Annotated in this window: 20 protein-coding genes and 1 pseudogene; 13 read left to right on the top strand and 8 right to left on the bottom strand. The window is 69.1% G+C overall.

Annotated elements, in window-relative coordinates; all coding sequences use genetic code 11:
• Positions 1-99 precede the first annotated feature (99 nt).
• Positions 100-1995, top strand: a complete 1896-nt coding sequence (gene recQ / locus ABID97_RS03395; protein WP_354397153.1) for a DNA helicase RecQ — start codon at positions 100-102, stop codon at positions 1993-1995.
• Between the two features lie 40 nt (positions 1996-2035).
• On the opposite strand, the gene ABID97_RS03390 is transcribed toward recQ, so the two are convergent.
• Both ABID97_RS03390 and ABID97_RS03385 read right to left on the bottom strand, forming a co-directional pair.
• Positions 2036-3643, bottom strand: a complete 1608-nt coding sequence (locus ABID97_RS03390; protein WP_354397152.1) for a S41 family peptidase — start codon at positions 3641-3643, stop codon at positions 2036-2038.
• 88 nt (positions 3644-3731) lie between these two features.
• Positions 3732-6056, bottom strand: a complete 2325-nt coding sequence (locus ABID97_RS03385; RefSeq protein WP_354397151.1) for an ATP-binding protein — start codon at positions 6054-6056, stop codon at positions 3732-3734.
• Positions 6057-6172: 116 nt separating this feature from the next.
• Here ABID97_RS03385 and ABID97_RS03380 point away from each other — a divergent pair.
• The 3 genes and pseudogenes from ABID97_RS03380 (at position 6173) to ABID97_RS03370 (ending at position 9654) form a co-directional block, all read left to right on the top strand.
• A pseudogene (locus ABID97_RS03380) lies at positions 6173-7397 on the top strand (threonine ammonia-lyase).
• Between the two features lie 87 nt (positions 7398-7484).
• Positions 7485-7637 carry a hypothetical protein gene (locus ABID97_RS03375; protein ID WP_354397150.1) on the top strand — a complete coding sequence of 51 codons (153 nt, stop codon included), beginning with the start codon at positions 7485-7487 and terminating at the stop codon, positions 7635-7637.
• 148 nt (positions 7638-7785) lie between these two features.
• Positions 7786-9654 carry a phosphoenolpyruvate carboxykinase (GTP) gene (locus ABID97_RS03370; protein ID WP_354397149.1) on the top strand — a complete coding sequence of 623 codons (1869 nt, stop codon included), beginning with the start codon at positions 7786-7788 and terminating at the stop codon, positions 9652-9654.
• Positions 9655-9745: 91 nt separating this feature from the next.
• Here ABID97_RS03370 and ABID97_RS03365 read toward each other — a convergent pair whose 3' ends face one another.
• Positions 9746-10294, bottom strand: a complete 549-nt coding sequence (locus tag ABID97_RS03365; RefSeq protein WP_354397148.1) for a hypothetical protein — start codon at positions 10292-10294, stop codon at positions 9746-9748.
• A gap of 109 nt (positions 10295-10403) precedes the next feature.
• On the opposite strand from ABID97_RS03365, the gene ABID97_RS03360 reads away from it, so the two are divergent.
• Positions 10404-11384 (top strand): LysR family transcriptional regulator, encoded by a 981-nt coding sequence (locus ABID97_RS03360; protein ID WP_354397147.1) that lies wholly within the window; start codon positions 10404-10406, stop codon positions 11382-11384.
• A gap of 10 nt (positions 11385-11394) precedes the next feature.
• Here ABID97_RS03360 and ABID97_RS03355 read toward each other — a convergent pair whose 3' ends face one another.
• Positions 11395-11568, bottom strand: coding sequence for a hypothetical protein (locus ABID97_RS03355; RefSeq protein ID WP_354397146.1), 174 nt, complete (start codon positions 11566-11568; stop codon positions 11395-11397).
• 125 nt (positions 11569-11693) lie between these two features.
• On the opposite strand from ABID97_RS03355, the gene ABID97_RS03350 reads away from it, so the two are divergent.
• Positions 11694-12500: a metallophosphoesterase gene (locus tag ABID97_RS03350; protein ID WP_354397145.1), complete on the top strand. Its 807-nt coding sequence runs from the start codon at positions 11694-11696 to the stop codon at positions 12498-12500.
• 8 nt (positions 12501-12508) lie between these two features.
• Here ABID97_RS03350 and ABID97_RS03345 read toward each other — a convergent pair whose 3' ends face one another.
• Positions 12509-14092: a phospholipase D family protein gene (locus ABID97_RS03345; RefSeq protein WP_354397144.1), complete on the bottom strand. Its 1584-nt coding sequence runs from the start codon at positions 14090-14092 to the stop codon at positions 12509-12511.
• Between the two features lie 74 nt (positions 14093-14166).
• Between ABID97_RS03345 and ABID97_RS03340 the strand changes: the two genes are divergently transcribed.
• Both ABID97_RS03340 and ABID97_RS03335 read left to right on the top strand, forming a co-directional pair.
• Positions 14167-15396: a spore maturation protein gene (locus ABID97_RS03340; protein ID WP_354397143.1), complete on the top strand. Its 1230-nt coding sequence runs from the start codon at positions 14167-14169 to the stop codon at positions 15394-15396.
• A gap of 41 nt (positions 15397-15437) precedes the next feature.
• On the top strand, positions 15438-16148 hold the full coding sequence (locus tag ABID97_RS03335; protein WP_354397142.1) for a TetR/AcrR family transcriptional regulator: 711 nt from the start codon (positions 15438-15440) through the stop codon (positions 16146-16148).
• Here ABID97_RS03335 and ABID97_RS03330 read toward each other — a convergent pair.
• From ABID97_RS03330 to ABID97_RS03320, 3 genes are read right to left on the bottom strand one after another with little or no spacing between them, the layout of a single operon-like run.
• Positions 16145-19057 (bottom strand): AMP-binding protein, encoded by a 2913-nt coding sequence (locus tag ABID97_RS03330; protein WP_354397141.1) that lies wholly within the window; start codon positions 19055-19057, stop codon positions 16145-16147. The two genes, ABID97_RS03335 and ABID97_RS03330, sit on opposite strands and share 4 nt — an antisense overlap.
• On the bottom strand, positions 19054-19974 hold the full coding sequence (locus ABID97_RS03325) for an SDR family oxidoreductase (protein ID WP_354397140.1): 921 nt from the start codon (positions 19972-19974) through the stop codon (positions 19054-19056). The genes ABID97_RS03330 and ABID97_RS03325 overlap by 4 nt, the downstream gene beginning before the upstream one ends.
• A gap of 27 nt (positions 19975-20001) precedes the next feature.
• Complete coding sequence (locus tag ABID97_RS03320; protein WP_354397139.1) at positions 20002-20994, bottom strand: Bug family tripartite tricarboxylate transporter substrate binding protein; 993 nt, start codon at positions 20992-20994, stop codon at positions 20002-20004.
• A gap of 294 nt (positions 20995-21288) precedes the next feature.
• Here ABID97_RS03320 and ABID97_RS03315 point away from each other — a divergent pair, with 294 nt between their 5' ends.
• The 5 genes from ABID97_RS03315 (at position 21289) to ABID97_RS03295 (ending at position 24683) form a co-directional block, all read left to right on the top strand.
• Positions 21289-21732: a flavin reductase family protein gene (locus tag ABID97_RS03315; RefSeq protein WP_503012801.1), complete on the top strand. Its 444-nt coding sequence runs from the start codon at positions 21289-21291 to the stop codon at positions 21730-21732.
• A complete protein-coding gene (locus tag ABID97_RS03310; RefSeq protein ID WP_354397137.1) occupies positions 21729-22226 on the top strand; it encodes a BON domain-containing protein in 498 nt (165 codons plus the stop codon). The genes ABID97_RS03315 and ABID97_RS03310 overlap by 4 nt, the downstream gene beginning before the upstream one ends.
• 65 nt (positions 22227-22291) lie before the next feature.
• A complete protein-coding gene (locus tag ABID97_RS03305) occupies positions 22292-23191 on the top strand; it encodes a DMT family transporter (protein WP_354397136.1) in 900 nt (299 codons plus the stop codon).
• A complete protein-coding gene (locus ABID97_RS03300; protein ID WP_354397135.1) occupies positions 23188-24126 on the top strand; it encodes a glutaminase in 939 nt (312 codons plus the stop codon). The genes ABID97_RS03305 and ABID97_RS03300 overlap by 4 nt, the downstream gene beginning before the upstream one ends.
• Positions 24127-24182: 56 nt before the next feature.
• Positions 24183-24683, top strand: a complete 501-nt coding sequence (locus ABID97_RS03295) for a hypothetical protein (protein WP_354397134.1) — start codon at positions 24183-24185, stop codon at positions 24681-24683.
• The last annotated feature ends 2 nt before the right edge of the window (positions 24684-24685 follow it).

Genomic DNA, 24685 nt, shown 5'->3' with positions numbered 1-24685 from the left:
ATCATTGCAAAGCTCATGCCACAGTCATGCCGCTGCGGCTGGGGGACAATCCGGCCTCGTTCTGTTTTTCTCCATTTCCGCCCCTTCGCACCGCTGCCTGTGTCCTCGCTCGCCCCCCTCCCCCTCGACGCCCCCGGCAGCAGCAGCGCACCCGCCGACATCCTTCATGAAGTGTTCGGCTACTCGCAGTTCCGCGGGCCGCAGCAGGAGATCGTCGACCATGTGGTGGGCGGCGGCGATGCGCTGGTGCTGATGCCCACGGGCGGCGGCAAGTCGCTGTGCTACCAGATCCCGGCCATTGCACGCCAGCGCGCGGGGCGCGGCGTCTCGGTGGTGGTGTCGCCGCTGATCGCGCTGATGCACGACCAGGTCGGCGCGCTGCACGAGGCCGGCGTGAACGCGGCCTTCCTGAATTCGACGCTCGACTGGGAACAGACGCAGGACGTGGAGCGGCGCATGCTGCGCGGCGAAATCACGCTGCTGTATGCGGCGCCCGAGCGCGTGAACACGCCGCGCTTCCTGTCGCAGCTCGATTCGCTGAAGGAGCGCGGCAAGCTCTCGCTGTTCGCGATCGACGAGGCGCATTGCGTGAGCCAGTGGGGCCACGACTTCCGCCCCGAATACCGCGCGCTCACGGTGCTGCACGAGCGCTACCCCGGCGTGCCGCGCATTGCGCTCACGGCCACCGCCGATGCGCTCACGCGCGCCGACATCGTCGAGCGGCTGCAGCTGGAGGAGGCGCGCCAATTCGTCTCCAGCTTCGACCGGCCGAACATCCGCTACACCATCGTCGAGAAGAAGGACGCCACCACGCAGCTGCTGCGCTTCATCGAGCGCGAGCACGAGGGCGATGCGGGCGTGGTCTATTGCCAGTCGCGCAAGCGGGTGGAAGACGTGGCCGTGATGCTGAAGGGCGCAGGCATCAACGCGCTGCCCTATCACGCCGGCCTGGACGCCGCGGTGCGCCAGAAGCACCAGGACCGGTTCCTGCGCGAGGAAGGCATCGTGATGGTCGCGACCATCGCGTTCGGCATGGGCATCGACAAGCCCGACGTGCGCTTTGTCGGCCACCTGGACATGCCCAAGAACATCGAGGGCTACTACCAGGAAACCGGCCGTGCGGGGCGCGACGGCGCGCCGGCCGATGCCTGGATGACCTACGGCCTGCAGGACGTGGTGAACCAGCGCCGCATGATCGACGAAAGCCCGGCCGGCGAAGAGTTCAAGCAGGTGATGCGCGGCAAGCTCGATGCGCTGCTGTCGCTGGCCGAGGCGAGCGACTGCCGGCGCGTGCGCCTCCTGGGCTATTTCGGCGAGCAGAGCACCCCTTGCGGCAACTGCGACAACTGCCTGAACCCACCGCAGGTATGGGACGGCACCGATGCCGCGCGCAAGCTGCTTTCCACCATCTACCGCGTGCAGCAACTGAGCGGCATCAGCTTCGGTGCGGGCCACATCATGGACATCCTGCGCGGCAAGGAGACCGAGAAGGTCAAGCAGTTCGGGCACGAGCGCATCAGCACCTTCGGGCTCGGTGCGGAGTTCAGCGAGGTGCAATTGCGCGGCGTGCTGCGGCAGCTGATCGCCACGGGCGCGCTGGCCGTGGATGCCGAGGCCTTCAACACGCTGAAGCTCACCGAAGGATCGCGTGCGGTGCTCAAGGGCGAATCGAACGTGACGCTGCGCGAGTCGATCTCGTCGCCGGCGGAGCGCAAGCCCCGGCGGGAAAAAGTCGCCAAGGGCGCGCCGTCACCGGCGGCCGCCAAGCTCGACGGCACCGGCCAGAAGCGCTTCGAGGCGCTCAAGGCCTGGCGCGCCGAAGTGGCACGCGAGCACAACCTGCCGGCCTACGTGATCTTCCACGACGCCACTCTGGCGGCCATTGCCGAGCGCGCGCCCGCGACGCTCGAAGACCTGCAGGGCATCAGCGGCATCGGCACCAAGAAGCTCGAGGCCTACGGCACGGAAGTGCTGCGGGTCTGCTCGGCATTCTGAAGGGGCGGGTTCGGCGCCGGTCCGGGGCGCGCCGCGCCTCTCAGCCCGGCGCAGGCGCGGCGTCGAACAGCCGCATCTCGCGCAGCGGCGTTCGATCAAGCAGGTAGGGCTGCTCCCCGGCGGTTCCGGATTTCTCGAGCCCGGGCAAGCTCTTGGCAGAAGCCGACGCGGGGCAGGCGCCTCCGCCGCGCATTGCGAGCGCGGCTGCCAGCCGCGCCTCGGAGGGATCGCCGAGCGCGTGGTCGAAATCGTCCGCCACGGCGCAGTCGGGCGCAAAGCCGTCGCCGTAGTCGCCGAAGCCCTTGGCGTTGACGCCCTGGAACTGGATCGCGAAGTAGCTGGTGCCGCAGTTGTCCTGCGGAAAGAACCCATAGGGCTTGCCGCAGGTCGCGCCGCCCACGAGGTTGACCTTGACGTCGATGCCGCGCAGGCTGTTGACGACCGATTCGCTGGCCGAGCAGGTGTCGGGGCCGACCAGCACCGTCACCTGCGAAAGGGCCAGCCGCGGCAGCGTGGCGCCGGTGCGGCTCGTGCCATAGAACGGAATGACCGTCTGCGCCGCCGTCAGGTGGAACGGGTTCTTGTCGTTGAAGGCGAGGCGCTCGAAGGTCTTGCCCGAGGTGGCGCCCGACGACGACACCATGGCGGCGAGCCGGCTCGCGATGTTGAGCTGGCCGCCGCCGTTGTAGCGCATGTCGAGCACCAGGTCCTGCACGCCGTCCTGCCTGAACTGGTTGAACGCAGCGATGAGCTGCGTCTCCGAGGTCGTGATGTGGTCGTTGAAGAGCAGGTAGCCCACGCGGCCGCTGGCGGTGTCGATGCTCTTCACGTTCTGCACCGGCGTGCGCGTGACGTTTGCGGCCGCCAGCGTCACGGTGCGCGTGGCGCCGCCTTCCTGCAGCTTGAAGGTGTGCGATTCGCCGACCGCCGTCGGCGAGATGCCGCGGTTGATGACCGTGGTGTTGGTGCCATCGATCACGTCGACGCCGTCCACCTCGAGCACCTTGGCGCCCCGGCCGATGCCGGCCGCGGCCGCGGGCGAACCGGGCTCGGTGAACGCGATGCGCAGGTCGCGCGGCCGCGAGTTGCGCAGGAACGCGAACTCCATGCCGTAGCCCGGCGCCACGCCGTTCTGCGACAGCTGCCGGAAGCGCTCGGTGTCGTACACATAGTGGAAGCGGTCCTTCGCGCGGCCCGACGCCGTGAGGGCCGGGGTCTTGAGCACGCTGAAATACGCGACCGGCGTGGCGTAGTCGGCCGCCTTGAGCGTGGCCGGCACCTCGCCGAACCAGAGATAGGTTTCGTCGATCCAGCCGCGCACCCAGCGCTTCTCTTGGGTCAGCGTGCCGGGCTTGTCGGGATAGGCCGCGCCGGTCTCGGGGTCGATGCCGGTGCGCGGCGCGGCGCACAGGCCCGCCACGGTGGAAGAGGCGAGGATGGCGTCGTCATCGCCGCCGCTGGCGGCGGGCGGTGCGACGCTGGGGGGCGCGATGATCGGGAATCCCCCGCCGCTCGCTCCTCCGCCGCCGCCCCCACCGCCGCAGCCCGCGAGGGCCAGCACCGCGCAGGCCAGCACGAATGCGGCCGCGGCAGATCCGGAACCCGTCGAGCGCGGCACTTCCCGCGCGTTCGCGTTGCCTGAGTTCATCGAGTCCCTCCTGCGGGTCCTGTGCGATCGGACCGGTTTCTTGTTTGCCGTGGTGCGGCGGACGTGTTCCCTGCCGCTGTCTGTCTCTCTATTGCACGAAGCCCATGCCGCGCGATTCGCGCACCTCGGGCTTGATGCGGTGCTCGGCCTCGAGCTGGTCGAGGAATTCGGCGGCCGAGAAATCGACCGCGAGGATGTCCGTCTGCCGCTTTACGGCCGCGAAATCGCCCGGGCACAGCTGGCGCATCTGCGCGAGGCGCGCCTTCGCTTCGGCGGTGAGCAGCGCGGCGTCGCCGGCCAGCGCCTCGGTCACGAACATGCGCTCGCGCTGCGGCGCGGTCAGCGGCATGAACTTGATCTTGAAGGTGAAGCGCCGCAGCGCCGCCTGGTCGAGCCGGTCGAGCAGATTGGTGGTGCAGATGAAGATGCCGTTGAAGCGCTCCATGCCCTGGAGCATCTCGTTGACCTCGGTCACCTCGTAGGTGCGCTGCGCGCCGCGCCGGTCCTGCAGGAAGCTGTCGGCCTCGTCGAGCAGCAGCACGGCCTTCTCGGCCTCGGCTTCCTTGAACATCGCGGCCATGTTCTGCTCGGTTTCGCCGACGTACTTGCTCATGAGGTCGCTGGCCTGCTTGATGATGAGCGGCCGGCCGATGGCCTTGGCGATGTGCTCGGCCAGCGCGGTCTTGCCGGTGCCGGGCGCGCCATAGAAGCACAGCGTGCCATGGCCGCGCGCCTTGAGGGCCGCCACCACACGCGGGATCTCGAAGCGGGTTTCGACGTTGAGCATGTCGAGGTCGTAGGTCGTGACGCTGCGGCGTTCGCCCAGGCCGGTGTCGAGCGTGCCGAGCGCGAGGTCGGCGTTCTTGAGCTGCCGCTCGATGAGCGTTTCCATCGACGCACCGTCGGTTTGCGCAAGGCCGGCAAAACGCACCGCGGTGCGGATCTGCGCGGGCGTGAGCCCCTTGCGCTCGGCCAGCTTGGCAGTGAAGGCTTCCGAGACGGCGATGCCTTCGAGCGTCTTCTTCACCAGCTGCTCGCGCGCGCCGGGCGGCGGCGACTTGAGCTCGAGGTGATAGGCAAAGCGGCGCCTGAAGGCCGGGTCGATCTGCTCGATGCGGTTGGTCACCCACAGCGTGGGCACGGGGTTGGCCTCGAGGATCTGGTTGACCCAGGCCTTGCCGCTCACGCTGCCGCTGGCGGCGGCCGGCACCTGCTCGGCGCGCGCCATGAACTGCGCGGCTTCGGTGCTGATGGGCGGGAACACGTCCTCGACTTCGTCGAACAGCAGCGCGGCCTGCGCACTGCCCTTGAGGAACACCTGCGCGATCTGCAGCGAGCGGTAGCGGTCGCGGCCGCTGAGCGAGTTGCCGTCGCGGTCGGCGTACTCGACCTCGAACAGCTCGAGCCCCGCAGCCTGCGCCACCACCTTGGCAAGTTCGGTCTTGCCGGTGCCGGGCGGGCCGTAGAGCAGCACGTTGACGCCGGGCTCCTTGCGCGCCACCGCGGCGCGCAGCAGCGTGACGAGCATCTGCGCGTCTTCCTCGACGAATGAAAAGTCGTGCGCGGTGAGCGCGCTCTTGGCCGAGGGGCGCGTGAACACGGCCATCAGCTCGTTGTGGTCGCGGTATTCGCGCATCAGCACCGGCGGCAGCTTCTCGCTGACCTTCATGAGGTCGGCCAGGTCGGTGATGTTGTGCTCGGAGATCAGGTTCTCGACCAGGCCGATGCGCTCCAGCCGCGAGCCCGCGCGCAGCGCCTCGCCCACCTCGCTCGCATTGACGCCCGCGATGTCGGCGATGGCCGCATAGGCCTCGGGCGCATTGTTGACCTTGAACTCCACCAGGAGCGAACGCAGGTCGCGCTGGTAGCGCGCGAGCGTGCCGTAGAGTAGCAGCGCGCGCTCGGCCTTGTTGAGCTGCAAAAGACCCGCGAGCGCATCGATGTTCTTCTCGACCAGCGTCGACTGCTTGCGCAGCGCATGCGTGAGCCAGTCGCGCGTGACGGCCAGCACCGAGAGCAGATCCTTGGGCTGGTCCTTGGCGTATTCGTCCAGGTAGAAGAAGAGCGTGCCTTCCTCGTACGGGCCGCGCCACACGCCGTGGCGCTCCAGCAGCGTGCGCCCGTCGAAATTCTCGACGCCCTTCCAGGCCTCGTTGCCCGCGCAGCGGCGCCCGAGGAACTCGCGCAGGCGATGCAGCACCGCGGCCGGCCACACCAGGTGGCGCCCGGTCAGCGAGAGCAGGCCGTTGATGTCGCGGCGCACGTTGAAGCGCGGGCCCTGCTTGGCGGCGAGCGTGAGCACGAAGTGCGAGCACATGAGCTCGAGCACTGGCGCCCCCTTGAGCCCGGGCGACGGCAAGGCCTGCCCGCGCACCGCAGCAGCCACGACATCGACACCCGCACGCTTGACCATCAGACGACCTCCAGACGAGGGAATTCCTGGGGCGACCATAACGCAGACTTTTGCCTTCGGGAAGACGCTGGGACGGTAAAAACCCTGATGGTGCGATTCCAGCCACAATGCCCGCCATGGTCGGAATCGAAGAAATCCGGCGCGCCGCGGCGCGTCTGCAGGGTCAGGTGCTCAACACGCCCTGCGTCGAATCGCGCACGCTTTCGGAGATCGTGGGCGCGCAGGTGTTCCTCAAGTTCGAGAACCTGCAGTTCACCTCCTCGTTCAAGGAACGCGGGGCCTGCAACAAGCTGGTCGATCTTTCGGAGAACGGCGCGCGGGGCGACGGCCAGGACACCACGCGCGGCGTGGTGGCCATGTCGGCGGGCAACCATGCGCAGGGTGTGGCCTATCACGCGCAGCGGCTGGGCTTGCGCGCGCTCATCGTGATGCCGCGCTTCACGCCCGGCGTGAAGATCGAGCGCACGCGCGGCTTCGGGGCCGAGGTGGTGCTGCACGGCGACACGCTCGACGCGGCGCGCGCGCATGCGCTGGAGCTGGCCGAGCGCGAGGGGCTGACCTTCGTCCATCCCTATGACGACGAGGCCATCATCGCGGGCCAGGGCACGGTGGCGCTCGAGATGCTCGACGCAGTGCCCGACCTCGACATGCTGGTCGTCTCGGTCGGCGGCGGCGGCCTGATTGCCGGCATGGCCATCGCGGCGCGCGAGCGCAAGCCCGGCATCGAGATCGTCGGGGTGCAGACCACGCGCTTTCCGGGCATGGTCAATGCGGTCAAGGGCACCCGGCACCTGCAGGGCAAGAGCACCATCGCCGAAGGCATCGCGGTCGGAACGCCGGGCGTGCTGACGCAGGAAATCATCGCCAGGCACGTGGACGACCTGCTGCTGGTCGATGAAGGCGACATCGAACAGGGCGTGCTGATGCTGCTGGAAATCGAGAAAACCCTGGTCGAGAGGCGCGGGTGCGGCCGGGCTGGCGGCGCTGATCCGGCACCCGGAACGCTTCAAGGGCAAGCGCGTGGGACTGGTGCTCTCGGGCGGCAACATCGATCCGCTGCTGCTGGCGGCGATCATCGAACGCGGCATGGTGCGGGCGGGCCGGCTGGCCCGGGTGCGGGTCAGCGCACGCGACGTGCCGGGCTCGTTGGCCCAGATCACGGCCACTGTGGCGGAAGCGGGCGCTAACGTCGATGAGGTGCACCATCAGCGTGCATTCACCATGCTGGCGGCGCAGAATGTCGATATCGAGTTGGTGCTGCAAACCCGTGGACGGGCCCACCTGGCCAGCGTGCTGGGCGCGTTGCACGACGCCGGCTTCGAGGCCGAAGAGCAGCACTGAGGGGGCTGGCAACCCCCTAGACCGGTCGGGCTGGCCCGGCCCGTAAAATGCCCCCCAGTTTTTGAATTTGAGTATTCGAGGTAATCAATGTCCCACCCCACCCCCGTCGAGCCCCATCACGCCGCCGCCGTTGAAAAAGACGCCGTCGAATCGGTCGTGCACCTGATGCCGCTCGTGCTGCCGCTGGCCGGCGGCGTGCTGATGCTGCTGCTCGCGTCCATCGCTGTCTATTTGGCCTGACAGCCATTCGCGTCTTCGTCCGCGGGTCTTGCGGCCCGCGTTGACGCAGTCTCCCTGAGGGAAACGTTTTCTCAAACGGACCTCCGCGCTCATCTGCACGCGCGGCGCCCCGTTCGGAAAGACGATTTTTCAACTTAGGAGATTTCCGATGAACGCACCCACGATGCAGGGCCTCGCCATTCAGGCACCCTCATACGTCAAGAACGCAAAACTGGTGGCCTGGGTGGCCGACATGGCCGCGCTCTGCAAACCCGAGGCCATCTACTGGTGCGACGGAAGCAAGGAAGAGTACGACCGCCTCTGCCAGCAGCTGGTCGACGCGGGCACCTTCAAGAAGCTCAACCCCGCCAAGCGCCCCAATTCGTTCCTCGCGGCATCCGATCCGAGCGACGTGGCGCGCGTCGAAGACCGCACGTTCATCTGCTCCCAGAAGAAGGAAGACGCCGGCCCCACCAACAACTGGATGGCCCCGGCCGAGATGCGCGCCACGCTGCAGCCCCTCTTCGACGGCTGCATGAAGGGCCGCACGATGTACGTGGTGCCGTTCAGCATGGGCCCGCTCGGCTCGCCCATCGCCCACATCGGCATCGAGCTGTCCGACAGCCCCTACGTGGCCGTCAACATGAAGATCATGACGCGCATGGGCAAGGACGTGTACGAGGTGCTCGGCACCGGCGGCGAGTTCGTGCCGTGCGTGCACACCGTGGGCGCGCCGCTCGAGCCCGGCCAGAAGGACGTCTCCTGGCCCTGCAACAAGACCAAGTACATCGTCCACTACCCCGAGACGCGCGAGATCTGGAGCTACGGCTCGGGCTACGGCGGCAACGCGCTCCTGGGCAAGAAATGCTTCGCGCTGCGCATCGCCTCGACCATGGGCCGCGACGAAGGCTGGCTGGCCGAGCACATGCTGATCCTGGGCGTGACCTCGCCCGCGGGCAAGAAGTACCACGTGGCGGCGGCGTTCCCGTCGGCCTGCGGCAAGACCAACTTCTCGATGCTCGTGCCGCCGGCCGGCTTCGACGGCTGGGAAGTGACCACCATCGGCGACGACATTGCCTGGATCAAGCCGGGCAAGGACGGCCGCATGTACGCCATCAACCCCGAGGCCGGTTACTTCGGCGTGGCCCCCGGCACCAACCTGAAGACCAATCCCAACTGCTTGAAGAGCCTGGACCGCGACGTGATCTTCACCAACGTGGCGCTCACCGACGACGGCGACGTGTGGTGGGAAGGCCTGGAAGACGACGTGCCCGGCAAGAAGCTGCCCGAGCACCTGATCGACTGGCAGGGCAAGGACTGGACGCCGCAGATCGCGAAGGAAACCGGCGCCAAGGCCGCGCACCCCAATTCGCGCTTCACCGTGGCCGCCACCAACAACCCGGCGCTCGACCCGGCCTGGGACGACCCGGCCGGCGTGCCGATCGACGCCTTCATCTTCGGCGGCCGCCGTTCGACCACGGTGCCGCTGGTGACCGAAGGCCGCAACTGGACCGAAGGCGTCTACATGGCCGCCACCATGGGCTCCGAAACCACTGCCGCCATCGTCGGCCAGGTGGGCGTGGTGCGCCGCGATCCGTTCGCCATGCTGGCCTTCATGGGCTACAACATGAGCGACTACTTCCAGCACTGGCTCGACCTGGGCAAGAAGCTCGAAGCCGCGGGTGCCAAGCAGCCGAAGATCTACACCACCAACTGGTTCCGCAAGGGCCCGGACGGCAAGTTCGTCTGGCCCGGCTACGGCGAGAACATGCGCGTGCTCAAGTGGATCATCGACCGCATCGAAGGCAAGGCCGAGGGCGTGGACCATGTCTTCGGCGTGAGCCCGCGCTACGAAGACCTCAACTGGACCGGCCTGGACTTCAGCGCCGAGCAGTTCGCCACCGTCACCAGCATCGACAAGGCCGCCTGGGAAGCCGAGCTGAAGCTGCATGCCGAGCTGTTCCAGCAGCTGGCGCACCACCTGCCGAAGGAACTGCCGGAAACCAAGGCCGCCATCGAGCAGCGCCTGGCCGCCTGACGCTGGCCTCTGCGGCGATGGCCGCAGCAACGAAAAAAGCCGCCCTCGTGGGCGGCTTTTTCATGACTCGGCGGAAACCCCGGTCGGGCGATCAGTAGTAGCGCGAGCTGTTCATGCGGCGCATGGCTTCGTAGAGCGTCGGCATGCGGGGGTCGGTGGCACGTGCGACCCGGCGGGCCAGCGCGTCAACCTTGGCGACGGACGCGGTGGAAGCCGTGCCTTCCGACTGCTGGCGCCACACGGCGGCCTGCAGTTCCTGCATCACACGCGGGTCGCTGTGCGCGGTGGCCAGGAAGCGCTCGTCGGCACGGTCGGCGGCGCGGCGCTGGGCGGCGGCGCTCAGCACGCCGGCCACCTTGGCGGCCGCATTGCGCAGCGATCCGGCAAACAGCGCGGCGATGCCAAAAGCGGCGCCGCAGAGCACGGCCCAGGCGGCGAGCAGCGCGCCTTCGTCCCAGTTGGACACCAGCGTGTCGGCAACCACCAGCACCGCGGAAGCCACGGCGACGATCAGCAGGACAATCAGCGGACGCGAACCGTTCGCGCCGGCACGGGCGGCCTGGATCTGGCCGAACAGCACTTCGGCGCGGTGGACGCCAGGGTGCACAGTGGGTTGGTCTACGTGGACGAAGCTGGTCATGATGGAATCCCTCCAGGGATGAATGGCTGAGTGCCGATGGAGAGAATATTAGGGTTTGCCCTAGTGTTTATCCACTTTATCTTTCTGATGTTTATCATTCACGACATTGATGGACGTCAACTTTCGCACCTTTGACCTGAACCTGCTCCGCGTCTTCGACGAGGTCATGGCGGAGCGCAACCTCACGCGCGCGGCCCGGAACCTCTCGATCACCCAGCCCGCGGTCAGCAATGCGCTGCGCCGCCTGCGCGACGTGCTCGGCGACGAACTGGTGAGCCGCTCGGGCGCGGGCGTCGAGCCCACGCCGCGCGCGCTGGCGCTTTGGCCCACGGTGCGCGATGCGCTCAGGCAGCTGCAGCACACGCTCGCGCCGGGCGAGTTCGATGCCGCCACGGCCGACACCACCTTTCTGCTCGCCATGGCCGATGCGACGGCTGCCGAGCTCATCCCGGGGCTGGTGAAAATCGTGGAGAAGGAAGCGCCCGCTATCTCGCTGCGCGTCCTGCCGCTGACCACGCGCGATCCGCGGCGCATGCTGGAGCAGGAAGAAGTCGACATGGCGATCGGCTACTTTCCCGCCGTGATCGCCAGCCTCGCGGCGCGCGGGCAGTCGGGGGCCGGGGTGGCATTCGAGACCCTGCGGCTCTACCGGGGCGAATATGTGTGCGTGATGCGGCGCGGCCATCCGCTGGCGGAGGCGCCGCTCACGCTGGACGGCTACTGCGCCGCGCGCCACCTGCTCGTGAGCTTTTCGGGGCGTCCCTACGGCTTCATCGACCAGACGCTGGGCGCCATGGGGCGCGAGCGGCGGATCGTGGTGACTGTGAACCAGTTCTTCACGGCGGGCCGCGTGGTCGCCAATTCAGACCTGCTCACGGTGCTGCCGCGCCATTTCGTCACCGTGACCGGCATCGACGACCAGCTGGTGCTGCGCGACCTGCCCTTCGAGCAGCCGATGGTCCATGTCGACGCCATCTGGCATCGCCGCGCGCAGCACGGCCATGCGCACGCATGGCTGCGCGCCGCGCTGTTGCGCTCGGCCGCGGCGGCCTTCGCGGACCCGGCCCTCGGGCACGAGGTGCCCGGCTGACCCGGGGCCTTCAGCGAACGACCGAGAGCCAGGCCGAGGCCGCCGCGCGCAGTTCCTGCGCGTGGTGGGCATCGAGGCCGGCGCGGACGTCGGCGGATTCCATCAGCATCGCGGCATGGCTGGCCGGGTTGCTGTCATTGGAAGAACGGAAAAAACGGGCCACTTGGGCAATGAGGCTGAACATGACGGTGCGCTGCGCTGGGCTGCGCTGGAGTGGTTGATGTCCTAAGAATAGGGGTTATCCCTAATATTGAAAGCCCCCCGCCATGCGCTTTATGCATGGGCTGATTCCTCTAGACTGGTTGCCCGATGAAGCTTCAACTGCTCTCAGACCTGCACCTGGAGTCCCATCCCCGGTTCCATGTCGAGCCCGCGTCCGGCGCCGACATGCTGGTGCTCGCGGGCGACATCGGCTCCTACCAGCAAGGCTCCCGCCTGACCGAGACCGATTTCGGGCTGGGCCGCTTCTCGCCCCGCAACGGCTGGCCCGTGCCCGTGATCTACGTGCCGGGCAACCATGAATACGACAGCGCCGATTTCGACCAGACCCACGAGCGCCTGCGCGCGCTGTGCCAGGAGCTGGACATCCTCTGGCTCGAGCGCGAGACGGCGGTCATCGGCGGCATCCGCTTCGTCGGCACCACGCTCTGGGCCGACTTCGACGCGCTGGTGACGCCCACCGACGGCCTGGCCGACGCACTCAAGAAGCGCGGCAAGGCCATGCGGGCGGCCGACTTCTACCTGGAAAAAGCCGCCACGGTGCGCCACGGCCAGCCCTTCATGGCCGGTGCCATGCGCGAGCAGGCACTGGCATGCCAGGCCTGGCTGGCGGACGCGCTGGCCGAACCCTTCGACGGCACCACGGTCGCCATCACGCATTTCGCGCCCAGCCTCGCCAGTGCCGATCCGCGCTACGGCCTGACGCCGGGCACGGCGGGTTTCTGCAATTCGCTCGACGCGCTGCTGCCCCGCGCCCGGCTGTGGCTGCACGGCCACCTGCACTGCGCCTTCGACTACGTGAAGGACGGCTGCCGCGTGGTGGCCAACCCGCTCGGCTACCGCAGCAAGGGCGAACAGGAAGGCTTTCGCCCGGACCTGCTGATCGAAGTGGCCTGAAGCCGCGGCTACAGCAGGTCTTCGCCCACGATGGGCAGCAGCAGCCAGTTCTTGAAGCGCAGCCAGAGAAACTCCCCGGGCTCGTCCTCGTGGACGATGTCGCCGCCGGCGTCGTCGTACTCGAGCCATTGCACGCGGCGTCCATTGGGTGCGAGCCGCAGCCGGTAGCCCAGGCTCACGCGCGCTCCGCTCAGCAGCTTCTCGTAGTCGGCCACCAGTTCGGGGCTGTCGATCACGAGGCCCATCTCGGTATTGACCGCGGCGGAGCGGCGATCCAGGTTCATCGAGCCGATGAAGAACCGGTCCTCGTCGATCACCGCGATCTTGGCGTGCAGGCGGCTGATCGACTGCCCGAAGTCGCCGAAATGCCCCGAGCGCTTGCTGAGCATCGGCGCGATCTCGTAGATGTTGACGCCGATCTTCAGCATGTCGGCACGGTAGCGTTCGTAGCCCGCATAGGCCAGCGGCTCGTCGGTGGCGCCCAGCGAGTTGGTCACCACGGTGATCTTCCCGCCGCGATCGATTGCCGCCTTCATCATGGCCATGCCCGGCGGACCGGGAATGAAATACGGCGAGGCGATCTTGACCTCGCGCTTGCCCGAATTGATGACAGCCAAGGCACCCTCGTTCACGCTGCCCGCGTAGGCCGCCCCGGGTGCGCGCGTGATCTTGGCCGGGTCGTCCACGAACAGCGTGAACGGCGCCCAGCGCAGGTCGACCTTGCCGGTGGTGAGCTGCTCGCCCACCGGCGACCTGTCCATCACGTCGCGCGGGCGGATCGGCACGTCGGGCTGCGCGGCGCTGGCAATGGCGTCGAAGCGCTTCTGCGCCTCGTCCACCGGCATGCGCAGCGGCGCGATGCGCTCGATGGGCCAGGCATGCTCGCTGTTCCAGTAGCGGTCGAAGCCCGCGGACATCTGGCGCACCACCGGCCCGGTGGAGAGCACGTCCATGTCGATGAAATTTGCGGCCGTGCCGCGCATGAAGTATTCGTTGGCGATGTTGCGGCCGCCCGAGACGGCAAAGCTGTTGTCGGCCACCAGCAGCTTGTTGTGCATGCGGTGGTTGATGCGGCCGAAATCCGCAGCAGAGAACAGCAGCCGCAGCGGGAGCGAGCTGGCGCGCGAAGGCAGCGGGTTGAACAGCCGCACCTCGACATTCGGAAACGCCGAGAGCGTGGCGAACACCTCGTCCTCGCCGGTGGTGTAGAGGTCGTCCACCAAAAGGCGCACCCGCACGCCGCGCGCCGCCGCGTCGCGCAGCTCGCGCAGCAGCAGCAGGCCGACGTCGTCGTTCTGGATCAGGTAGTACTGCACGTCGAGCGACTTCTCGGCATGCCGCGCGAGCGAGATGCGCGCATCGAACGCGAAGGCCGCCTCCGGCAGCAACCGAAAACCCGACAATGCCGGCGCCGTGCCGGGCGTGCCCGGCCGCGCCAGCTGGCCGAGCGCGGTGCCGGCCACGTCTTCGATGGCCGCGGTCGGCGCCTGCGGCTGCGGCGGCGGCAGTCCCGCGCAGCCCGCCAGCCATGCCGAAGCCACGGCCGCCCACAGGAGGGCCGCGAACCTGCGGATCAGGAAAGAGGCTGCCATGGCCCGAACTGTAGCCCGAAGCCGCCGCCGGCGGAGCCCTATGATCGCGCTCACGAAAAAGGGAAAGAACACGCGTGCTCAACGGCTTGTGGCTGGGTTTCTTCGGAATGGCGATGCTGGCCGCGCTCGGGCGCTGGCTCTGGGGCGGCGACCCGGCGGTCTTCGCGGCCATCGTAGAGAGCCTCTTCGCCATGGCGCGCCTCGCCGTCGAGGTGATGGTGCTGCTGTTCGGCACGCTGACGCTGTGGCTGGGCTTCCTGCGCATTGCCGAGGCGGCGGGGCTGGTCGGCTGGCTCGCACGGCTGCTCGGCCCGCTCTTCAGGCGGCTGATGCCGGGCGTGCCCGCGGGGCATCCGGCGCTGGGGCTCATCACGATGAACTTCGCGGCCAATGCGCTCGGGCTCGACAACGCGGCCACGCCCATCGGCCTCAAGGCCATGCGCGAGCTGCAGCGCCTGAACCCCGATCCGGTCACGGCGACCAACGCGCAGATCCTGTTCCTGGTGCTCAACGCCTCGTCGCTCACGCTGTTGCCCGTCACCATCTTCATGTACCGCGCGCAGCAGGGCGCGAGCGATCCGACGATGGTGTTCCTGCCGATCCTGCTGGCGACCAGCGCATCGACGCTGGTGGGCCTGCTCTCTGTGGCCGTGGCGCAGCGGCTGCGCCTGTGGGACCCGGTGGTGCTGGCCTACCTGGTGCCGGGCGCGCTGCTGCTCGGCGGCTTCATGGCGCTCCTGGGCACGCTGTCGGCGGCGGCGATCGCATCGCTCTCCTCGCTCATGGGCAACCTGGCGCTGTTCGGCGTCATCATCGTGTTCCTGCTGGCCGGCGCGATCCGGCGCATCCAGGTCTACGAGTGCTTCATCGAGGGTGCGAAGGAAGGCTTCGACATCGCGAAGAGCCTGCTGCCCTACCTGGTGGCCATGCTGTGCGCCGTGGGCGTGCTGCGCGCCTCGGGCGCGCTCGACTTCGTGCTCGGCGGGCTGCGCTGGCTGGTCGACATGGGCGGATGGGATTCGCGCTTCGTCGATGCGATGCCGACCGCGCTGGTCAAGCCCTTCTCGGGCAGCGCGGCGCGCGCGATGCTGATCGAGACCATGAAGACGCAGGGCGTCGACAGTTTTCCCGCGCTGGTGGCTGCCACCATCCAGGGCAGCACCGAAACCACTTTCTACGTGCTGGCCGTGTACTTCGGCGCGGTCGGCATCCAGCGCGCGCGCCATGCCGTGGCCTGCGCGCTCACGGCCGAGCTGGCGGGCGTGGTCGCGGCCATCGCGGTGTGCTACTGGTTCTTCGGCTGAGCCGCGCCGCGCGCAAGCGGCCGGTTTAAGCTCGGAGGCCTATGAAGAAAACCTCCGCCTCAGGGCCGAACGCCGGATCGCGCACCGGGCCGGCCGCAGCCCCCGATGCCGACGCACCGGCCGAGGGCGCGGAGGCCAAACGCTCCACTTACCACCACGGCAACCTGCGCGACGCGCTGGTGATGCGGGGCATCGAGATCCTCGATGCAGAGGGGCTGGCCGCGCTGAGCCTGCGCCAGGCGGCGCGCGACGTCGGGGTGTCGCAGACGGCGCCGCTGCACCACTTCGAGGGCAAGTCGGGCTACCTCGCGGCCATCGCCGCGCAGGGGTTCCGCATGATGTTCGATCATCGCATCCGGGCGCTGCGCAGCCTCAGCGATCCGCGCGAGCGGCTGCTGAGCGTGATGCTTGCGCACCTGCAGTTCTCGATCGACCGGCCCGCCCTGTTCCAGCTGATGTACGGCCCGGCCATTCCGCAGAAGCTGCAGTTTCCCGACCTGGAGCAGGCCGCCACGCGCTCCTACGGCATCCTGGAGACCTGCGTGGGCGACTACCTGAGCCACCGTAACGTGCCGCTCGCGCGCGTGCGTCCCGCGGCGCTGGCGGCCTGGACCGCCTGCCACGGCTTGGCCACGGTGATGGTCGACCGCCAGAACGCCTGGGACATCGTGGGCAAGGACCCGATGAAGATCGGCCACGACGTGTTCTCGATCTTCATCGCGGGGCTGGACCACCAGCCGGCCGCAACCTAGCCCGGCGCCACTTCGGCCGGGCTGCGGTGCAGCGCGAAGGCCTGCAAGGCCTGCATGGCTTCGGCCTCGCCCGGGAACACCGCGAAGCCGTCCTTGGCGAAGGCCTCGCGCACATGGGGGTGCGGGCTGTAGACCGCCAGCGGCTTGCCCACGCCGTCCACCACGGCCCGGCACTCGCGCACGAAACGCGGCAGGTCGTAGCTCGGTCCACCGACGGCCAGCAGGCCCAGGGTGGCGGCATCGACGGCCTCGTCGTGCAGCACCACCTGCACCACCGCGCCGAGCAATGCCGGCTCGGCCAGCAGCATCGCCGTCAGGTCGACCGGGTTGCGGTTGAGCGAGAAATTGGGCAGCAGCTCGGCCAGGCGCTGCTCCGCGTCCGCCGACAGCGGCGCCAGCGGCAGGCCGCGGGCCTGCGCCTCGTCGGCCGCGAGCACGCAGGACGCGCCCGAGTTGCTGACGAGCGCCAGCCGCGGCAACCCGCCCGGGCCACCGGCACCCGGCGCCGGCCCGAGGTACAGCGGCACGGCGCCGACCAGCTCGGCGAGCCCGCCCACGGTGCGGCAGCCGTGTGACTCGAACAGCGCGTCGAGCGTGTCGCCGGCCGCGCCAGCCGAGCCCGTATGCAGGTCGGCCGAGCGCCTGCCGTGCGCGGAACGCCCGGAGCGCACCGCAAGCACCGCCACGCCGCGCTCGCGCGCCGTGCCGAGCGCCACCGCCATGCGCGCCGGATCGGGCACGTGCTCGACGTAGAGCAGCACCAGCCGCACGCCCGGGCGCCTCGCCAGCGCATCGACCAGGTCCGCCGTGTCGACGTCGGCCTCGTTGCCGGTGGCGGCCACGCAGCGCACGCCCCAGCCGGCTTCGCGCAGCAGCGCATAGGCGGACACGCCGAAGGCGCCGCTCTGCGAGACGATCGCGACGGGCCCGTCGAGCGGCGCGTGGTCGCTGTAGATCGATGCGAAGGAGAGCACCGCGCCGCTGTCGAAGCTGGCGACGCCGATGCTGTTGGGCCCCACCAGGCGGACGCCGCCGGCGCGGGCGATGGCTGCCAGGGCTTCCTGCCGGACGCGGCCCTCGGCGCCGACCTCCGCGTAGCCCGAGGCGAACAGCAGCGCATGGCCGATGCCCAGCCGCGCGCACTCGGCAAGCTGGTGCCCGGCCTGATCGGCGCCGATGCAGAGCACCACCGCATCGGGCACCTCCGGCAACTCGCCGAGCGCCGCGTAGGCCTGCAGGCCCTGCACCTTGCCGGCGCGCGGATGGACCGGGTAGATGCGGCCGGCGAAGCCCTGTTCCAGCAGGTAGCGGATCGGCCGGCCGCCGACCTTGTGCGGGTTGTCGGAGGCGCCCACCACCGCCACCGAACGCGGCGCCAGCAAGCGCTCCAGCGAGGGCCGCGCCGGCGCCGGCGCGGCCCCTGCCAGCGCCTTCAGCTGTGACTTGAGCAGCTTGCCGGTGGGGCTGGCAGGCAGCTGCGCCATCACATGGACCTCGGCCGGCACCTTGTAGGGCGCGAGGCGTTCGCGCAGGAAGGCGCAGAGCCGGGCGGCGTCGATGCAGCGGCCCTGCAGCGGCTCGACGAAGGCGACGATCTCCTCGTCGCCCGGCACGCAGCGCCCGACCACCGCGCATTGCGCGACCTCCGGGTACGCGGCAATCGCCTTCTCGACCTCGGCCGGGTACACGTTGAAGCCACCGCGGATGATCATCTCCTTGCTGCGGCCCACGATGGAAAGATCACCTGCGGGGCCGAAGACGCCGATGTCGCCGGTGTGCAGCCATCCTTCGGCATCGACCGCGGCGCGCGTCTGCGCCGGATCGCGGAAGTAGCCCTTCATCACGTTGGGCCCGCGGACCAGGACCTCGCCGCGCTCGCCGGCCGCCACGGGCCCGCCGTCCGCATCCGCAAGCACCACCTCCACGCCGGGAATCGGCCAGCCGGCGGTCACGTCCGCGGGCGGCGCATGGCCGAAGGTGCGGGTCACCGCCGGTGCCGATTCGGTCAGGCCGTAGCCGTGGTGCAGCGGCAGGCCGAGCAGCGCCTCGGTCTGCGCCTTGCGCGTGGCGTCGACCAGCGACCCGCCGATGTAGGCCATGCGCAGCCGGTTGGGGGTCAGCGCGCGGCCGTGCTGCTGCGCCCATTCGTGCAGCCGCGCGTACATCGCGGGCACGCCCTGGAACACCGTCACCTGTCCACTGGTGATCGCCTCGGCCAGCAACCCCGCCGAAAAACGCTCCACCAGGCGCAGCGTGGCGCCCGCACGCAGGCCGCAGAGCAGCGCCGAGACCAGGCCGAATGAATGCGAGATCGGCAGCGCATGGAAGATCACGTCGTCCGGCAGCAGCACCTGCTGCGCCATCGAGGCGCGCGTGACGAAATCGAGGTTGCCGTGGGTCAGCATCACGCCCTTGGGCAGGCCGGTGCTGCCGGAGGTGTAGATCATCAGGGCGACGTCTGCGCCCGAAGCTTCGGCGGCCGTGCCGGGGCCTTCGCAGCGCTGCAGCCGCCCGCCGGGCGCGCAGGCGAGCCCGCTGGCGGCGCCGCGGCGGTCGGCATGGGCCAGCGCCTCGCCCGAGGCGCCGGCCGCGAAGTACACCAGCCGCGGCTCGCAGTGCGCGCAGATCGCATCGATCTCGCCGCTCGACATGCGGGCATTGAGCGGCACCGCCCAGCCACCGGCCCGGATCGCGCCGAGGAGCAGCACCACCATGTCCTCGCTGTTCTCGCCGACCAGCACCATGCGCTGCCCCGGCGCAAGCCCGGCTTCGGCGAGCGCGGCCGCCGCAGTCTCGATGCGCGCGGCAAGTTGCGCATACGACAGCACGCGCCCGTCCTCCAGCAGCAGCGCGCGGTGGGCGCCGCGTCGGCCCGCGGCCACCTCGTCGACGATGTTGTCGATCCTCATGAACGGCCTCGGGGCGCGTCATCCGCTGCGGCCGGTTCCGAGACCTCCGCGCGCAACGCCCGGTCGCGCGCGTCCTGTCCGCGGATCGCCTCGCGCATGCCGCGCCAGGCTTCCTCGTCCAGGTCGGCCAGCTCGGTGAAGGACGCACCGTTCTGCCGATGCCCGGCGCCGTCGATGGCGATGGTCTCGCCGGTGATCCACTCGACGCCGTCGGCCATCAGGAACACCGCGAGGTTCTGCAGCTCGGGCATGCGGCCCAGCCGGTTCATCGGGTTGCGCACCGCGCCGTCTTCCCATGCGGCCTTGGGGCTGAGCCGGCTGTTCGCGCCTTCGGTCGGAAAGATACCCGGCGCGATGGCGTTGAGCCGGATGCCGTAGCGACCCCACTCGATGGCGAGCGACTTGGTCATCACGTCCACGCCGGCCTTGCTCATCGCCGAGGGCACCACGAAGGGCGCGCCGGTGCGTACCCAGGTCACGACGATGGAGATCACCGAGCCCTTGTGGCCGGTCTCGATCCAGCGCCGCCCGACATGGTGCGTGACGTAGTAGGTGCCGTGCAGCACGATGTTGGCGACCGCGTCGAAGCCGCGCGGCGACACGTCCTGCGTGCGGCTGACGAAGTTGCCGGCCGCGTTGTTGACCAGCCCGTCGAGCGGACCGTGCTCGGCCCAGATGCGCCCGACCATGGCGTCGACCGCATCGGCGTGTCGGATGTCCACCGCATGCGCGCGCACCACGCCGCCGTGGCGCTCGGTCAGCTCGGCGGCGGTGGCGTCGAGCATCGGCTGGCGTCGGCCGCAGATGTGGACCTCGGCGCCCAGTTGCAGGTAGCGCTCGGCAATTTCGCGGCCGAGGCCGGAGCCCCCGCCGGTCACGAGGATGCGCTTGCCGCGCAGCAGGTTGGCTTCGAACATGCGATGGCTTCCGGTGATGCTGCGGGCTTACTCGAGGACGATGTGCTTGGCGCGGATCAGCGGTGCCCAGCGCTCCCGCTCGCGCCCGATGTAGGCGTTGAACTCTCCCGGCGTGAGCGTCGGCGGCACCACCAGGCCGAGCGCCTCGAACTGCTCGCGAAAGCCGCGGTCGGCGATCGCCTGCGCCACCGAGGCGTTCAGCCGATTCACCACGTCGGGCGGCGCGTTGCGCGGCAGCATGAGGCCGAACCAGGTGGTGACCTCGTAGTCGGGGTAGCCGCTCTCCGCGACGGTCGGCACATCGGGCAGGGCCGGCAGCCGTTCGCGCGTGGTGACCGCGAGGGGCCGCAGCTTGCCGCCGCGCACCAGGCCCATGGCACTGCCGGTGGAATCGGCAAAGAACTGGATGTCGCCGGCCATCAATGCCGCCTGGGCCGGTGCGCTGCCGTTGTAGGGCACGTGCACCAGCGAGACGCCGGTGGCGTTCTGCAGCAGCTCGACCGCCAGGTGCAGCGAGCTGCCGGTGCCCGTGGAAGCGTAGTTGAGCTTGCCGGGGTTCGCCTTGGCATCGGCGACGAAGTCGCGCAGCGTGCGGTGCGGCGAGCTGTTGCCCACCACCATCACCATCGGCGTGACCGCGATGCGGGCCACCGGCAGCAGCTCCTTCTCGGGGTTGTACGAGAGCTTGGGGTAGAGCAGCGGGTTCAGCACCGCGGTGGCGCCGGTGGCAAAGAGCACCGTGTAGCCGTCGGGCTCTGCCGAGGCCACCAGGCGCGCGCCCAGCGCGGTGTTGGCGCCGGGCTTGTTGTCCACGATCACGGGCTGGCCCAGCGCCTTGCGCATGCGCTCGGCCAGCGTGCGCGCCAGCACGTCGCTGATGCCACCGGCCGTGTACGGAACGACCAGCCGGACGGGCCGGTCCGGGTAGGCGCCGGCCGCCGAAGCCGCGGCGCCGAAGAGCGCCAGCGCGGCGAGCGGCGCCCACCGCAGCAGACGCCGAGAGAGTTGTCGTCCGGGCATGTCATCTCCTTTTCCTGGATGGCGGGGCCTGTTTTAATCTTATCAGTGTCAAGTTATAAGGAAAATACGAGAACTTTCCCTAGTATCGTGGCGTGACTTCGCTGGAGTTTCAGGAAATCCATCTGATCACCAGAAAGATCAACAAGGTCCACGAAGCGCCGGGCGGCGGCCTTTCGGGCCTTCGGCCAGAATAGAGCGGCGTCATCCTGCGCACTCTTGGCTTTTCCCGTGACCGCTCCCGCCCAGGCGCAACCGCCTTCCTTCTCGACCGAAGAATTCCGCAGCGCGCTCGGCATGTTCGCCACCGGCGTGACCATCGTCACCGCGCGCTCGGCCGAGGGCGTGCTGGTCGGCCTCACGGCCAACTCGTTCAACTCGGTGTCGCTCGAGCCGCCGCTGGTGCTCTGGAGCCTGGCGCGCGCGGCGGCCTCGATGGCGGCGCTCAGCACCGGGTCGCACTACGCCATCAACATCCTGGCCGCGAGCCAGAAAGAGCTGGCCGAGCGCTTCGCCACCAAGAACATCGACCGCTGGGCCGACGTCGCCTTCACCGAGGGCCTGGGCGGTGCGCCGGTGCTGGCGGGCGCGGCGGCCAGCTTCGAGTGCTTCAACCGCAGCCGCTACGACGAAGGCGACCATGTGATCTTCGTCGGCGAGGTGGAGCGCTGCACGCACAACGCCGGCGCCTCGCCGCTGCTGTTCCACGGCGGGCGCTTCTACACGGAACATCCCTTGTGAGCCGCAGTGCCGTGGCCATGTCCGTCCTGCTGGCCGCGCAGGCCGCCATGGCGCAGCAAGCGGCGGGACCCCTGAAGCAGAACTGGTTCGACGACCCGTTCTTCCGCGTTTCCGCCGGCCTGCCGGCCTGCGCCATGCCCGAAGGCCCGTTCTATACCGCCGAGGAGCGGCGCGCCCAGACCCATTCGCGGCTGGAGCGCGGCACCAGCTGCTGGCTCGCGGGCCAATGCACCGACAGCAACGCCTATCGCTACGACAAGCCGCTGGCGCCCAAGGTGCGCGCCGCGCTGCTGGCCGTGCCGGGCGTGCAGAAGAGCAGCGTCTGGGTCGTCATCCAGCGCCGATGGGTCTACCTGCAGGGCTGCGTGCCTTCGGCCGCGCTCGCGCGCAAGCTCGAAAGCGCCGCACGCGCGGTGCCTGACGTGGAGACCGTGGTGCCGGACCTGATGACCGGCACGCGCGGCAAGCCGCCCTATCCGGTGGCCGGGCAGTGAACGATGCGACCGCAGCAGCGGCACGAGCAACGACAACGACAACGACAACGACAACGACGAGACGAATGATCCAGCGCAAGACCCACCTCGACTCCCTCGCCATCGGCCTCCTCATCGCATGCTGTGCGTTCTGGGGACTGCAGCAGATCCTCATCAAGACGACGGTGGCCGAGGTGCCGCCGCTCTGGCAGGCATCGATCCGCATGGCGGGCGCCGTGGCGCTGCTGTGGCTGTGGTGCGTGTCGCGGGGCGTGCCGCTTTTCGAGCGCGACGGCACGCTGCCGGGCGGCCTGCTGGTGGGGCTGCTGTTCGCCGGCGAGTTCGCCTGCATCTACCTGGGCCTGCAGCACACCTCGGCCTCGCGGCTCACGGTGTTCCTGTACACCGCGCCATTCTGGGTGTCGCTGCTGCTGCCGCGCTGGGTGCCCGCCGAGCGGCTGCGCGGCCTGCAGTGGCTGGGCCTCGCCATCGCCTTCGCAGCCGTGTTGTTCGCATTCAGCGAGGGCTTTGCGCAGACGAGTTCGAGCCAGCTGATCGGCGACGCCATGGGCCTCGCGGGCGGGATGCTCTGGGGCCTGACCACCCTGGCGCTGCGCACCACGCGGCTTGCCACCGCGAGCGCCGAGAAGTCGTTGTTCTATCAGGTGGGCGTGACCGCCGCCGTCTGCCCTGTGCTGTCGCTCGTGCTCGGCGAAACATGGAGCTTCTCGTATTCGGCCTGGGCCTGGACCTCGATCGGCCTGCAGACCGTGGTCGGCGCGTTTGCGAGCTACCTGACCTGGATGTGGTTGCTGCGGCACTATCCCGCCACGCAGATGTCGTCGTTCAGCTTCCTGACGCCGCTGTTCGCGCTGGTGTTCGGCGTGGTGCTGTTGGGCGAACCGCTCACGCTGCAGCTGATGCTGGCGCTGGCGGGCGTGGCGATCGGCATCGTGATGGTCAACCGGCGGAGGGCACGGCCATGAAGGACACGGACTTCCAACCGGTGCTCGACGACATCGTCGGCACCCTGCGGCCACTGCTCGGGCAGGCCGGCACGGTGGCCAGCTACATCCCCGCGCTGGCCTGCATCGACCCGCGCCAGCTCGGCATTGCGCTGCGCACCTGCGACGGCACCGAGGCTTTTGCCGGCGACGCCGAAACACCGTTCTCGATCCAGAGTGTGTCGAAGCTCTTCACGCTCACGCTGGCCATGCAGCGCTCGGGCGAGGCGCTGTGGGAGCGCATCGGCCGCGAGCCCTCGGGCAATCCGTTCAATTCGCTGGTGCAGCTGGAGAACGAGCACGGCAAGCCGCGCAATCCGTTCATCAATGCGGGTGCCATTGCCGTGGCCGACCGGCTGGTGAGCCAGGCGCTGCAGGCCGGCGGCAGCGCCAAGGCCGACATCCTGGCGTTGATGGCCAGCCTGTGCGGCGAGCCGATCGCGTTCGACGACGAGGTGGCGCGCTCCGAAGCCGCGACGGGGTTCCGCAATGTCGCACTCGCCAATTTCATGAAGAGCTTCGGCAAGATCGACAACGACGTGGCCGTGGTGCTCGACACCTACTTTCACCAGTGCGCGCTGCGCATGAGCTGCCGCCAGCTCGCGCGCGCGGCGGCCTTCCTGTGCCGCGACGGCGCGCATCCGATCGACGGCCAGGCCGAGGTGACCGGTGAGCGGCAGACGCGCCGCATCAACGCGCTGATGCTCACCTGCGGAACCTACGATGCCGCGGGCGACGTGGCGTTTTCGATCGGCCTGCCCTGCAAGAGCGGCGTGGGCGGCGGCATCGTGGCCGTGGTGCCCGACCGGCTCACGCTGTGCGTCTGGTCGCCGGCGCTCGATGCCAACGGCAACTCGCTGCTTGGCATGAAGGCACTGGAGCTTTTTGTCGCACGGACCGGGCTGTCGGTCTTCTGACCGGCCCGCCCGGAGGCGCAGGCGAAAATGGGCCGAGCAAGCACCCGAGCACCCGAATGACCGAAGCCACAGATTCCACCGATTCCGACACCCTTCCCCTGCAGGAACCCCGCCTCTGGCGCGACGGCCAATGGACCGCGCGCGTGATCAAGAACGAGGAAGACGACGGCTGGGCCGTCGAGATGACGCGCCACGGCGACCCGGAGCCGGCGCTGGTCGGCCCCTGGACCATGGGCCGCGACAAGAAGAACCCCAAGCCGCTCGATGGCCCGGCGTTTTCCACGCTGGTGAAGACCGCCGCCGAAGTGATCCGCCGCCACGAGCAGCAGCTGCACGCCACGCTCAACAAGAGCGTGACCGTGACCGCCAAGGGCGACCAGCGCGTGCGGGTCTCGCTCGCCATCGTGCCGGACGAGGACAGCCCCTCGGCCACGCTCACCGCGCACGACGATGCCGACGACACCGAGCTGGCCAGCGTCGCCGTCGCGCCCGCCTTCAGGCTCACGGCCGCCAGTGCCAGCGCGTGGATCGAATCCGGCTACGCGCGGCCCCGCTGAAG

The organism is Variovorax sp. OAS795 (assembly GCF_040546685.1).
Taxonomy (GTDB): Bacteria; Pseudomonadota; Gammaproteobacteria; order Burkholderiales; family Burkholderiaceae_C; genus Variovorax.
The sequence above is the reverse complement of the archived record's forward strand: the minus strand, read 5'-3'. Positions and strand labels throughout refer to the sequence as shown.

Excerpts from the sequence above, each read along its gene's own strand:
- ABID97_RS03390 (WP_354397152.1), bottom strand. The coding sequence starts at position 3,643 with ATGAACTCAGGCAACGCGAACGCGCGGGAAGTGCCGCGCTCGACGGGT.
- ABID97_RS03385 (WP_354397151.1), bottom strand. The coding sequence starts at position 6,056 with ATGGTCAAGCGTGCGGGTGTCGATGTCGTGGCTGCTGCGGTGCGCGGG.
- ABID97_RS03375 (WP_354397150.1), top strand. The coding sequence starts at position 7,485 with ATGTCCCACCCCACCCCCGTCGAGCCCCATCACGCCGCCGCCGTTGAA.
- ABID97_RS03370 (WP_354397149.1), top strand. The coding sequence starts at position 7,786 with ATGAACGCACCCACGATGCAGGGCCTCGCCATTCAGGCACCCTCATAC.
- ABID97_RS03365 (WP_354397148.1), bottom strand. The coding sequence starts at position 10,294 with ATGACCAGCTTCGTCCACGTAGACCAACCCACTGTGCACCCTGGCGTC.
- ABID97_RS03360 (WP_354397147.1), top strand. The coding sequence starts at position 10,404 with ATGGACGTCAACTTTCGCACCTTTGACCTGAACCTGCTCCGCGTCTTC.
- ABID97_RS03355 (WP_354397146.1), bottom strand. The coding sequence starts at position 11,568 with ATGTTCAGCCTCATTGCCCAAGTGGCCCGTTTTTTCCGTTCTTCCAAT.
- ABID97_RS03350 (WP_354397145.1), top strand. The coding sequence starts at position 11,694 with ATGAAGCTTCAACTGCTCTCAGACCTGCACCTGGAGTCCCATCCCCGG.
- ABID97_RS03345 (WP_354397144.1), bottom strand. The coding sequence starts at position 14,092 with ATGGCAGCCTCTTTCCTGATCCGCAGGTTCGCGGCCCTCCTGTGGGCG.
- ABID97_RS03335 (WP_354397142.1), top strand. The coding sequence starts at position 15,438 with ATGAAGAAAACCTCCGCCTCAGGGCCGAACGCCGGATCGCGCACCGGG.
- ABID97_RS03330 (WP_354397141.1), bottom strand. The coding sequence starts at position 19,057 with ATGAGGATCGACAACATCGTCGACGAGGTGGCCGCGGGCCGACGCGGC.
- ABID97_RS03325 (WP_354397140.1), bottom strand. The coding sequence starts at position 19,974 with ATGTTCGAAGCCAACCTGCTGCGCGGCAAGCGCATCCTCGTGACCGGC.
- ABID97_RS03320 (WP_354397139.1), bottom strand. The coding sequence starts at position 20,994 with ATGCCCGGACGACAACTCTCTCGGCGTCTGCTGCGGTGGGCGCCGCTC.
- ABID97_RS03315 (WP_503012801.1), top strand. The coding sequence starts at position 21,289 with ATGTTCGCCACCGGCGTGACCATCGTCACCGCGCGCTCGGCCGAGGGC.
- ABID97_RS03305 (WP_354397136.1), top strand. The coding sequence starts at position 22,292 with ATGATCCAGCGCAAGACCCACCTCGACTCCCTCGCCATCGGCCTCCTC.
- ABID97_RS03300 (WP_354397135.1), top strand. The coding sequence starts at position 23,188 with ATGAAGGACACGGACTTCCAACCGGTGCTCGACGACATCGTCGGCACC.
- ABID97_RS03295 (WP_354397134.1), top strand. The coding sequence starts at position 24,183 with ATGACCGAAGCCACAGATTCCACCGATTCCGACACCCTTCCCCTGCAG.